The sequence below is a fragment of the bacterium genome (assembly GCA_026398675.1).
Taxonomy (GTDB): domain Bacteria; phylum RBG-13-66-14; class RBG-13-66-14; order RBG-13-66-14; family RBG-13-66-14; genus RBG-13-66-14.
In genome coordinates this window covers 1-10,996 of the sequence record JAPLSK010000348.1, presented here as the reverse complement: position 1 = coordinate 10,996, position 10,996 = coordinate 1, and the positions used below count along the sequence as shown (strand labels likewise).

Annotated in this window: 12 protein-coding genes; 3 read left to right on the top strand and 9 right to left on the bottom strand. The window is 65.3% G+C overall.

Annotated elements, in window-relative coordinates; translation table 11 throughout:
* The 9 genes from NTW26_10585 to NTW26_10545 all read right to left on the bottom strand — a co-directional run.
* Window positions 1-788 (bottom strand): aminotransferase class I/II-fold pyridoxal phosphate-dependent enzyme (locus NTW26_10585; protein MCX7022697.1); only part of this gene is annotated, 788 nt, incomplete at its 3' end.
* 586 nt (window positions 789-1,374) lie between these two features.
* A complete protein-coding gene (locus NTW26_10580; GenBank protein ID MCX7022696.1) occupies window positions 1,375-1,773 on the bottom strand; it encodes a hypothetical protein in 399 nt (132 codons plus the stop codon).
* A gap of 1 nt (window position 1,774) precedes the next feature.
* Window positions 1,775-2,146, bottom strand: coding sequence for a hypothetical protein (locus tag NTW26_10575; GenBank protein ID MCX7022695.1), 372 nt, complete (start codon window positions 2,144-2,146; stop codon window positions 1,775-1,777).
* Window positions 2,136-3,092 carry a tetratricopeptide repeat protein gene (locus tag NTW26_10570; protein MCX7022694.1) on the bottom strand — a complete coding sequence of 319 codons (957 nt, stop codon included), beginning with the start codon at window positions 3,090-3,092 and terminating at the stop codon, window positions 2,136-2,138. The genes NTW26_10575 and NTW26_10570 overlap by 11 nt, the downstream gene beginning before the upstream one ends.
* A gap of 124 nt (window positions 3,093-3,216) precedes the next feature.
* Complete coding sequence (locus tag NTW26_10565; protein ID MCX7022693.1) at window positions 3,217-4,116, bottom strand: PQQ-binding-like beta-propeller repeat protein; 900 nt, start codon at window positions 4,114-4,116, stop codon at window positions 3,217-3,219.
* A 280-nt stretch (window positions 4,117-4,396) separates the two neighbouring features.
* Entirely contained in the window at window positions 4,397-5,620 is a 1,224-nt protein-coding gene (hemW, locus tag NTW26_10560) for a radical SAM family heme chaperone HemW (GenBank protein MCX7022692.1), read from the bottom strand.
* On the bottom strand, window positions 5,617-7,020 hold the full coding sequence (locus NTW26_10555) for a hypothetical protein (protein MCX7022691.1): 1,404 nt from the start codon (window positions 7,018-7,020) through the stop codon (window positions 5,617-5,619). The genes hemW and NTW26_10555 overlap by 4 nt, the downstream gene beginning before the upstream one ends.
* Before the next feature lie 83 nt (window positions 7,021-7,103).
* The gene (locus NTW26_10550; protein ID MCX7022690.1) at window positions 7,104-7,799 is read right to left on the bottom strand and encodes a hypothetical protein; all 696 of its coding nucleotides are present in this window, start codon (window positions 7,797-7,799) and stop codon (window positions 7,104-7,106) included.
* On the bottom strand, window positions 7,792-8,451 hold the full coding sequence (locus tag NTW26_10545) for a tetratricopeptide repeat protein (protein ID MCX7022689.1): 660 nt from the start codon (window positions 8,449-8,451) through the stop codon (window positions 7,792-7,794). The genes NTW26_10550 and NTW26_10545 overlap by 8 nt, the downstream gene beginning before the upstream one ends.
* A gap of 271 nt (window positions 8,452-8,722) precedes the next feature.
* Between NTW26_10545 and NTW26_10540 the strand changes: the two genes are divergently transcribed.
* The 3 genes from NTW26_10540 to NTW26_10530 form a co-directional block, all read left to right on the top strand.
* Window positions 8,723-9,439 carry a hypothetical protein gene (locus tag NTW26_10540; GenBank protein ID MCX7022688.1) on the top strand — a complete coding sequence of 239 codons (717 nt, stop codon included), beginning with the start codon at window positions 8,723-8,725 and terminating at the stop codon, window positions 9,437-9,439.
* A gap of 203 nt (window positions 9,440-9,642) precedes the next feature.
* On the top strand, window positions 9,643-10,656 hold the full coding sequence (locus tag NTW26_10535; GenBank protein MCX7022687.1) for a hypothetical protein: 1,014 nt from the start codon (window positions 9,643-9,645) through the stop codon (window positions 10,654-10,656).
* Between the two features lie 94 nt (window positions 10,657-10,750).
* A partial coding sequence (locus NTW26_10530; protein MCX7022686.1) for a rod shape-determining protein occupies window positions 10,751-10,996 on the top strand: 246 nt, incomplete at its 3' end.

Genomic DNA, 10,996 nt, shown 5'->3' with positions numbered 1-10,996 from the left:
TTCCTGAGCGCGGCCACCGCCCGCGGGTGCCCCGCCGCGAAGGCGATGCGCACCCCGGCCATGCCGTAGGCCTTGGAGAGGGTGTGGAACTCGACGGCCACCTCGGCGGCTCCGGGGATGGACAGAATCGAGAGCGGCCCGTGGCCGTCGAAGGCGATGAACTGGTAGGCGTTGTCGTAGATTACCAGGGTCTGGGTGCGTCTGGCCCAATCCACCAATTTGACGAGGAACTTTGGCGTCGTCGCCGCGCCCGTGGGGTTGTTGGGATAATTGAGGATGATGAAGCGTGCCCGCTCGGCGACCGCGTTCGGTATCTCGGAAAGATCGGGGTGCCACCCCAGCTCCGGCTTCAGCTCCAGCCGGTGCACCTCCAATCCCGCCACCCGGGCCGAGCTCAGGTAGGACGGGAAAGCGGGGTCGGGCAGAATCACCAAATCGCCCGGGTCGGCCAGCGCCAGGTTTAGCCGGGAGAGCCCCCCCTTGCTGCCGGGCAGGAGAACGACGTCGTCGTCGGAAATTTTCACGCCGAAACGGCGGGAGTACCAGTCGCGGATGGCGCTGATGAGCTCCGGCGAGCCGGTGTACGGGGTGTAGGAGTACTGGGCGGGGTCCGCCGCGGTGACGGCCAGCTCCTTGACGACCTCGGGCGCGGGGCCGAGGTCCGGCCCGCCGCGGCCCAGGTCTACTATCTCCAGCCCCTTCGACGCTGCCTCCCGGCGCCAGAGGGCCATCTCCGAGAAGATGTAGGGCTTGACGGACGCCAGGCGGCGCGAGGGGGAAATATCCACGGGTCCCTCCTTCGGGCGCCGCTATTGTAACAAATCGGCGGGTGCGACCGGGGGGGAGTCCGGGACGAGGGGTGAGATGAATAGCGACGGGCGACCTTGGGGGTCGCCCATGCGGGTTGATTTCGCGGTTGATCGTAGGGGCGGACCTCCATGTTCGTCCGGCTAAATGTAGGGTGGGGATTTCAATCCCCGCCGCTTCCACCCCTCTCCCTCACCCTCCCCCCAGAGGGGGGAGGGGACATGCGGCGACCCTCACCCTGGCCCGCAGGCGAGCCTCTCCCTAGAGGGGAGAGGGGGTTTACGGGCCGACCTAAAGGTCGGCCCCTATGAGTTGCAATCAAACGGGCGACCGTGGACGGTCGCCCCTACGGGGTGTTGTGTGGTTCGTAATGTAGGGCGGGGATTTCAATCCCCGCCGCTTCCACCCCTCTCCCTCACCCTCCCCCCAGAGGGGGGAGGGGACATGCGGCGACCCTCACCCTGGCCCGCAGGCGCGCCTCTCCCTAGAAGGGAGAGAGGACAAGCGGCAACTTCTCCCAGCCCGCGCCTCACAGATCCCCACTCTAAAGGGGGAGGGGGATTCGCCCTAGTCCAGGTTCAGGCTCCGGCGGGAGATGACCACCCGGTAGTGGCGGCTGTTCTCGGAGTCATCATCGGAGAGGTAGATGTACAGCTGGCCGTTGCGGAGTCGGGAATCCTCGGGAGCGAGCAGGTCCCAGCGCGCGTACGGCTCTCCCGGCCCGTCGCCGTCGTCGTCGGCGTCCTGGGCCCCGTCGCCCCAGACCTGGACCCCGGGCGCCTCGTCCACCGAGTTGTATTCGAGCTCGGCAATCTGGAGCCATCCGCCGGCGGCCTCCACTTCGGCCTGGGTGAACTCGTAGGCGACATGGCCGGCGAAGGGCTCGATGATCGTCTCCGGGTCCTCGCAGGACGAAAGTACCAGGGCGAGGACCGCCGCCGCTATGATTAATCGTGTGCTGCGCATCTTACTCCTCCAACTGGTAGAGGATAACGATCCGGTACCACCAGTTGGACTCGGCTTCCAGGTGCATCTCCCCGTCGCGCACGTACCAGTCGTTCGACGAGACCGGGTACCAGGTGGCCTTCTCGGTGCCCTGGTCGGAGTAGATGAGGACCATGGGGGAGGTATCGTCGTTGTTGGGGTCGAAGTGGAGCTCGTCGAAGTCCACGTACTGGTTGCCCTGGAAGTTGGAGCCGGGTATCTCGTAGACCTTTACCTTCGCGGCTCCCTCCTTGGTGATGCCGACGGGGTCGTAGGAGCAGGCCACTGACAGGATGTAGCCGGCCGCAGCGGCGGCGACCAGCATCAGAACGCCGGTCACAGGTTTAATTTTCATCCTTGCCCTCCTCGGGGTGAGGGGTCGTCATCATCAACTCCTGGGGAAGGGTGACGAACTCCCTCGACTCACCGTAGATTTCCGCGTAGCGGGGGTCAATGGTAATCGCCGTTTTATAATACTCCTCGGATTTCGCGATGTCGCCCAGTTCCCGGTGGCACTGGTAGAGATCGTAGTAGATTGCGGGCGTGTCGGGCTGGAGCTTGAGGGCGGTCTCGAGCCGCGCGACGGCGTCCGAGTACCTCCCGGCCAGATAATAAAGTCGGGCGACGTTGCCGTATGCGTGCGGCAGGTCCGGACGCAGTTTTATAGCCGCCTCGTAAGCCTCGACGGCGCCCGGCAGGTCGCGCATGTTGTCGCGGGCGCACCCCAGATTGAAGGCCGCCTCGTAGGATGACGGGTCGAGCTTGGCGGCGCGTTGAAAGGCGTCGCGGGCCTCATCGAAGCGATGGTTTATCTGGTGGATGACCCCCAGGTTGATCCAGGCCGGGGCGAAGTTCGGGTCGAGGCTGATGGTCAGCCGGAAGGCCTTCTCGGCCTCCGGGTAGCGTTCGGTCCGGGCCAGGCAGATGCCGTAGTTGAAGTGGGCCTCGGTGAAAGTCGGGGCGAGCTCGGCGGCGCGGCCGAACTGGATGCCGGCCTGCTCCCAGTCCAGGGGCTCCTCGGCCAGGAACGCCATGCCGAAGCGGAAGCGCAGCTCCGGGTCGTCGGGGTTGTCCCGCACCAGGGAGGCCAGCTCGTCTATCCCCCGCCCCGTGGGGCTCTCCGGCGCGCAGCCGGCGAGAATCGTCCACAGGACGGGACACAGGAAGAGGGCGACCGGGGACGAAAGTGGGCCGGCGCGCCGGTGTTCGAGAGCGGTGAACTGACTCATGTTTCTTCTACGATAAAGAACGCCGTCGGGTTGCGGCACTGTCCCCATCATCTGGGGGGCAAGGGGTTTCATCAAAGACCCGTAGGGGCGGGGCTCCGTCCCCGCCCGCGGGCGACCGCAGAGGGTCGCCCCTACGGGAGAGGGTTTTAACCCGTGCTCACGACGCCGCGCCAGTTGCAGGTCTCGGCCCCTTTGCCTACTCGAAGGCGTAGAGCTTGCCGTCCTCGCAGTTCAGCACCAGGGTGCCGTCGGCATAAGCGCTGGAGCCGATGACCGCGGCGCCCAGCTCTTTCGACCAGAGCTCTTTGCCCGTCTCGGTATCCACCGCGTGGAGGAACCCCACCTTGCTGGTGATGAAGACGGCCTGGTCTATCACCGTGGGGCAGAAGCGGATGGGCGTTTCGGTGCCGAATCGCCAGCGCTTCTGGGCGTCGGCGGCCGTGAGCGATTCGAGGTTGTTCTGGGCCACGATGTAGATGTTGTCCTTGGCGATGGCCGAGGTGCAGGTCAGCGAGGCGATTGTCTCGTGGCGCCAGAGTATCTTCGCCGTATCGGCGTCGAGGCAGTAGAGGTAGCCCCGGCTTTTGTCCGATTCGGGCAGGGAGTAGAAGAGGCGTCCGGAGTCGAAGGTGGCGGAGCTGGTGGCCCGGCCCAGGGATTTCGTCTTCCACTTGATGTCGCCGGAGCCCTGCCAGACGCTCATCAGACAGCCGTCGTAGGTGCCGATGAAGATGTTGACCTCGCCGGTGGTGGGCTCGCTGAACGCCGACTCCCAGGGGCTGATCCACTTGAGCTGGCAGTGCGAGGCGTCCAGGGCGACCAGGTATCCCTCGCGGCTGGTGAGGAAGACGTTGGTGCCGTCCACGCTGGGGGTGTTGAGGACGATGTCGTCCAGGTGGAACTTCCACTGGATGAGGCCCGACTCGATCCCGATGGAGTAGAGGTGCTGATCGTCGCAGGGCACGTAGACGAAGCCGTCCCAGGAGGTGGCGGCGGGGCTCGTGATTTTGGCGTCGAAGACGGTCTTCCAGAGCAGCTCGCCCGACTCCAGGTCGAGGCAGTGGAACTCGTTGCCGTCGCCCGCCGCGGTGAACACATGAGTACATGCTCCAGGTGTGCACGTCCTCGGTCTTGAAGCGGAGGAAGTAGCTGTTGATTGTGTCCTTGAGCTTGGATGTCAGGCGGTCTATCTCGCCGAGGGCGCCCTTGCGGATGATTTCCAGCTCTTCCTGGTGGATGACGATTCGTTTCATGGTTCTCCCTGCGGCTTTCCCACGGCGCCGGATGCCCGCGGGTCGCTCTCGGCGGGTTTGCGAGTCGAAATTGCGGTCGGGCATGACTGCGGCCTAAGGCACATCTTTATCTCGATTATATCTTTAACCCATCCCTCGGTCAACCGAGGTCTCCCCGACCAGATCAACGAGGATGCGGTCGGCGATGAGCTGGTGCTCCCGTGCGATGCGCCAGCGCACGTCGTCCGTGTTCGAGCCCCGCAATAACTCCAACCGCCCCGCCGCGAGGTGCCCCGCGAGAGCGGGAAACGCCTGCTCCACCTCCACCCCCCAGCGCCCGCGAAATCTTTTTCCGGAAAGGCCGTCACGGGTTCGGAGGGCCAGCATAGCCATCTCCAGCCGACGTTCACGCTCCGTGGGCCGCTCATCCTCCCCGTCCGGGGGTCTGCCTTTCTCCACGGCGCCCAGCCACGCCTCCAGGTCCGGCGTGTTGCGCCGCCTCACCTCGCCGTCATCGGAGACCGCCGAGGGACCGAAGCCGACGAACGGTCCGGCCTCCCAGTAAATTTCGTTGTGACGGCAGCGGTGGCCCGGGCGGGCGAAGTTGGACAGCTCGTACTGCGCAAGACCCTCGGACTCCAGGCGGTCCAGTGCGGCGTAGTACATATCGGCCGCCGCGTCGGGGTCGGGCGTGGGTAGCTCGCCCCGTTCCACGGCCCGGCCCAGGGGGGTGGACGGTTCCAGCTTGAGCGCGTAGAGCGACATGTGGTCCACACCCAGCGAGAGCGCGGCCTCCAGACTTTTTTGAAAAGCCTTCGGTCCCTGTCCCGGCAGGCCGTACATCAGGTCAATGGACACCGACCGGACCCCGGCGCGCCGGGCGTTGGCGAAAATCCCGGTGTCCGTGGACCGGTGCAAACGCCCGAGCATTCGCAACTCGTCTTCGTCGAAGCTCTGAAAGCCGACCGAGAGCCTGGTCAGCCCGGCCCGCAGCAGCGCCTCGAAGTACCCGATCCCGGAATTGGCGCAGGGGTTGGACTCCGTGGAGACCTCGGCCCCCGAGTGGATGCGGAATCGGTCTCGCGTCCGGGCGATGAGGTTGCCCAAATCGTCCGCCCCCAGGATGTTGGGCGTACCCCCGCCCACGTAGAGCGTTTTGCCGGGGGCGTAGCTCGGTTCGCCGGGGGCGTAGCTCGCTTCGCTCGGTTCGCTCGGTTTCCTGCGGATTGGGGGTCCAAGCTCCAACTCCCGGAGGAGCCCCGCGACGACCCGACCGCCCGCCTCCGGCGTCGCGACGTAGCTGGTGAAATCGCAGTAGGCGCACCGGCGTCGGCAGAGCGGGACGTGGATGTAAACCCCGTAGGTCACGGTCCCGCCCCGGATGCGACCGCCGCCGGTCGGACGTAGATGGGATTGGAGAAAAGCCAGAGACGCTGCACCGTGCCCCAGGGGAGGTTGGGCGCTTCGACCCAGGCCTCGACCCGGTACACGCCGGGCGCTGAAACCTGATACACGAACCGATTGTCAAAATAACTCATCACCGGCTTGCCGTCTTGGATGAGCCGCAGCAGGACCCCCTCCGCCGGTGGGCAGTAGGCCTCCAGAACAGTGGGCTCGTCGCCGAGGTTCGTCTCATCGCCCATGATGGCCGTCTTTATCCCCGAACGGGCGGTGAACCGGAATCCCCGGCCGTCCCCGATGGGGGCGATGCAGCCGAAGCAGTGCCCCCGGGCGAGGGCCCCGGTGATGAGGTCCGAAGCGATGCCGGGATCGGTCGGCAGACGTCGCGGCAGGAGGACGTAGGTTTGGATCGTGTCGAAGGCGCTTTCGTAGCTCGGCACGTACATATACCAGTCGCCCAGAACCTTGGACCGCCCCAGGGCCTCGGCGGAGGCCAGCCCCACCACCGGCCTGGTCCGGCACAGCTCGTCCCAGAGCGTGAACGCCGCCGGGTCCACGCCGAGACGGGCGTAGGAGCGAGGGCCGTCCAAGAGGTTCACGCTGACCGCGCCGAGCCAGGTCAGGGGGTCCGCCCGCCGCCACAGGCCGCGCAGGTTCACCACCTCCAGGGCGGTGAAATTGGATAGATCCCAGTCGCTCCATGGATTCTCGGCATCCAGCGGCATGGCGACGACCGACAGTCCCTTCTCGTCAACCTCGGCGCAGATGTTTGCCGTGGGCCGCCCGAGCCCCTTCGGTAGCGTCTTGGGGCCCAGAATCCACAGCTTTCCCTCCGGTCGTTCGAGTTCCGCGCCGCAGAGGAGGTACAGGTGGCCGTAATTGCCGACCTTGCCGTCCGTGCGGGCCAGCATGGACTGCACGTCGGTGAAGACGACGAAGTCGAGGTCCGCCTTCCTCGCCAGGACGGCGATTTCGCCGTAGTTCGAGGCGCCGTCGGAGTACTGACTATGCACCCCGAGCACGCCCCGGTACGCGTAATAACCGCCCAGACGGGGGTAGACGGCGAAGGATGTTGCCGGGAACTGGACCTGGAGGTTGTAGAGGGAGAAAAGGGTGAAGGCGGCCACGAGAGCCAGGATGATGTCCCGGACCAGACGGCGGCGTTTCCGGCGATGAGTGACAGCTTCCGACGGGGTCGGGGCGGAGGGGCCGTGGGTGAGGTCCTGGGCGCGGGGGTGGGGGCCCTCAAGGGGGGGCGTCGTTTTCCGGGCGTCCCGACGTCGGAAGAGGTGCCGGAAAAATGAACCGACCGCCCCCGTGAGGCCGGTCCACCAATCACCCAGCCGGTGATGTTTTTCCTGGGTCAACGGACAATTTGCCGAGGCATTACGCGCTCGTTTCCGAGGTGGCGCCTATGAGACAAGGGGCTTAAGCCCCTTGCCCTTCCATCCTATTCGAGAAAACTCCCCCTAACCCCGATCCAGAGCTGCTCCACCGTACCCCTGGAATCCACCTCGGCGTAAAGTTGCAGCCAGCGTTCCAGCCGCGGGTCGGCGAAGGGGGGGAGAGGCAGCCTCGAAGCCTCCAGGAGCCATCGGCGGTCGTCGCCCTCGCCCGTCCAGTCCACCGACCGCCAGGTGAGGGAGGCGAAATCCGCCGGGGTCGGGCGGTAGTTGCCGTTGTGCTCCGGGTGGGACGAAAGGGCGTTCAGATCCAGCTCTTCCAGCCTCCCGAGCCAGGCCTCCGGCAGCTCGACCGGGGGGACGGCGGCCGTGTCGGGCGAAGCCTCGCCGCCGGAAAGCCGGACGCCGTACCCGTAAACGCCGGTTTCGGACACGAGGGCGTCGGATAACCGGACGAGCGAGCCGGTGAGCTCGGGGCGCCTCGGTTCCAGGAAATAGACCTCCCGCGTGATCCCGCCCGCGTTCCAGGTGTACGAGGTAAGAGTGGTCAGCGCGCCGGTGTCGTGCAGCAGGCCGCCGACCGTGACGCGGTCGCCCGGCACCGATCCGGGGTTGGTCGCGCGGTCGGCCAGCGCGCCTTCGGGGGCGACGGGGTGGATTTGTGGGGGAGCGTCTTCCCGGCAGGCGGCGCAAAGGACGAGGACCGCGAATAGCGGAATCAAGCGGCGGGGCATGTCATTCAACGGAATATCCGGCCTCCTCCTCGGTGATGGCGTCCACCCCCTCCGTGGAAGAGGTGCTGTCGCGCAGGGCGGCGATGCGGTTCCGGGCGAAGGCGATGTCCCCCTCGCCCTCCGAGAGGCTGATGTAGCGCTGCCAGTGGCGGATGGCGTCCAGTGCGTCGCCGGTCTTCTCCAGGAGGAGGGCCAGGTTCCAATGAGCCAGGGCGTAGTCGGGCTTGATTTTAAGCGCCTCCTCGTAGGCTTCCCGCGACAGGTCGTAGTACGACAGCTCCTGGTAGGCGTTGCCCAGATTGTTGTACGCCTTATAGTAGTAGGGCAGGATCTCGATGGCCTTCTCGAAATAACTGACGGCGAGGGAGAAGAGCTCCGATTCCATGTAGACCAGGCCGAGGTTGTTGTTGACGAAGGGGTCGTCCGGGGCGATTTGCTGCGCCTTCTCGTACTCCCGGGTCGCGCCGCTCAGGTCTCCGGCGGCGAGGAGGGCGTTGCCGGCGTCTATGTGCTCGGCCAGATCGGAGGTTTCGCTCGTCTCTGTTGCCGTCACCGCCGTCTCGGGGGTGGTGCTGGGATGGGAACCGCCTCCTGTGTCGAAGAGGAAGCAGCCGGTGAGGAGGACGAGGAGGGGGGAAAGAAAGGAGGCGGTGTTTCTCAAGTTGGCTCCCTCGAGTTTTTCGGACATTCTAGCGCCCGATGGGGCGGCAGTCAATGGGGAAGGGCGGATGGCGCCCTCCGTGCATCCCGGGTCGGTGAACGATACGTGGCCCGAAAGCTCGGATGCGCGCCGGTGTAAATGCATAAGACCTTGACAATTCAAGAAATTCCGGTTATGTTTTGACCGTGGTGATCCGGCGAACGGGTCAGTATACGATTGTTTACCATACCGAGCCATGGACGACGACAGCCGACGTAACGACGAGCCCCGAGTGCGCTTTCAGCGCCGTGCGACGCTGCGCTCCAAGCATGGCTCCGTCACGCACATCATCCTCTTGGGCGCCGCACTGGCCGTAATCATTTGGCTCATCTTCTTCCTGAAGGATTCCAGCCTCTTCGGCGGCGACGGGGAGGGGGGGGAAACGGGGCGCACTCACGTGGTCCGCGGTTCCGGCCTCGATATTGACGAGAATCTGATCAACTACTTCGACGAGGGCATTCAGCTCCTGCGGCCCGACAGCAATTGGGAATTCGCTTACGGCACCGGTCTGCGCCACGACGAGGCGGACGCGTTCAGCTCGGTCGCGTGGCTGGACGCCTCCGAGATTTGCCGGCTGACCCTCTACGACGCTGATCGGCCCGTGGCCAGGGTGCGGGTGGGGAAGCTCCAGCTTCAGGAGTCGCGCACGACCAACTCGCTGGCCCACCAGTCCTTCGAGAACATCATGCTCTACGCCCTGAACCCGGACCACCCGTACAATGTGGACACTTGGGAACCCACGACCACCCTCAACTCGGACGAGCTGCAGGGAACCTACTACGTCATCAAGGTGATCCACTCGAAAAACACCCAGGCCGACATCCGCATCGTCGCCTTCTACGTCAAGGATAAGTGGGTCTATGCCCTGATGGGCGAGGTGAGCTACGAGGAGTACGACCTCTACCGGGATAAGTTGCGCTCTATCTTCGGTCATTTTGTGTTTATATAGCGCATTGAGTTTGCATATTTGACGGCCTTGTGGCAGACTAAGCGTATAGACTGTAATCTTCGGCCGTTGCGGATCGTGGCGTCGGTGAACTAAGGATCCGCGTATGCGGGTGGACGTGGCTGGACGCCGGTCCCTCTTCCCGAACCGTTTTTGACCGTTCCAGCCTTTAGTGGTAAAAAGCCGGTTGTTTGGAAGGATCCGTCATGGTTGATCAGAGTTATATCGAGGAGATCAAGCGGAGAAACGCCGCACGGGCGGCCAAGCTCAAGGATAGCCTGAAGATCGGCGATTTCTCGAAGCTCGCCCCTTCAGGAACCGACGACGAGCCGCCGGGAGCCGTGATTGTCACCCCGGGTGGCGCAAGAAGGGCCGCCGGACCGCCCCCTCCACCCACGGGAAAACCGGCTGCCGCAGGGCCGTCGGTCGCACCGCCTCCTCCGCCGCCCTCCCGGATCGAAATGGCTCGCACCGCGCCTCCGCCCCCGCCGAGTTCCGCCCGAGCCGCATCGGCTCCGACTCCGCCGCCCGCTGTCCGGGCCGAGAGACCGGTCCCGCCACCCGAAGCGGCGAGAGAGCCCATCGTCCCCTCCGAGGGTATCTGGGACGAGATCCTCGGCGAGACCGTGGAGGCCGCGCCCGAGGAGATGCCGTCCCCCCTGGACGCCGGCCCCAGCACCTCCGAGCTCGAAGAGTTCAAGGTGCCGCTCTTCGACACGAGCCGTATCGACGAGGAGGAGGTCGAGGAGGAGGTAGAGGTTGCCGCGGTATCGGAAGACCAGGAGGGGATAACCGACGAGTTCGTCGTCCCCGCCTTCGATTCCGGAACGACCACGGAGGTGGCCGAGGAGGAGTACGCGGTCCCGGCCTTCGATTCCTCCTACGCGGCGCCCGAGCCCGTCGAGGAGTACGCCGTCCCCGCCTTCGATACCTCCGAGCCCGTCGAGGCGCTGGAGGAGGTCGAGGAGGAGGAGGAGGAGTACGCCGTCCCCGCCTTCGATTCCGCCCTCGAAGTCCCGGCGGCGGAGCCGTTCAGGCCGGCCGCCGCGGTTCCGGTCGCCGAGCCCGCCGCTGCGGCGCCGACGACCTTCGACAACTACATCGTCCTCGAAGTCAAGGGTTCGGAGCTCCGTCTAAAACGCCGCAACATTTCGCTGCGCGAGGCCGTCTCCCTCTTCGAGGTCGCCCTCGAGGAATGCCGCAAGCTTCTCGAGGAATAGGCGCCCTTCCATCTCGATCCACTTGGGGGCGCAGAGTTGCGCCCCAATCTGAACACCGATCCCGCCAACCGTTCAAGGTTCCAGCGAGCGCACCTTGATCTTCAACAAGATTCACCCCCGTTACATCGCCCTGGACCTGGGCACCAGCAACACCCTGATCTACCTCGAGGGTCAGGGTGTGGTCGTGAACGAGCCCTCGGTCATCGCCGTCAACGAGAAGGGGCAGATCGAGGCTTTGGGCTTCGAGGCCAGGCGGATGCTTGGACGCACCCCGCCGAACATCCACGCCATTCGGCCCATGGAGGACGGCGTCCTCGCCGACTACGAGACCGCCGAGCTC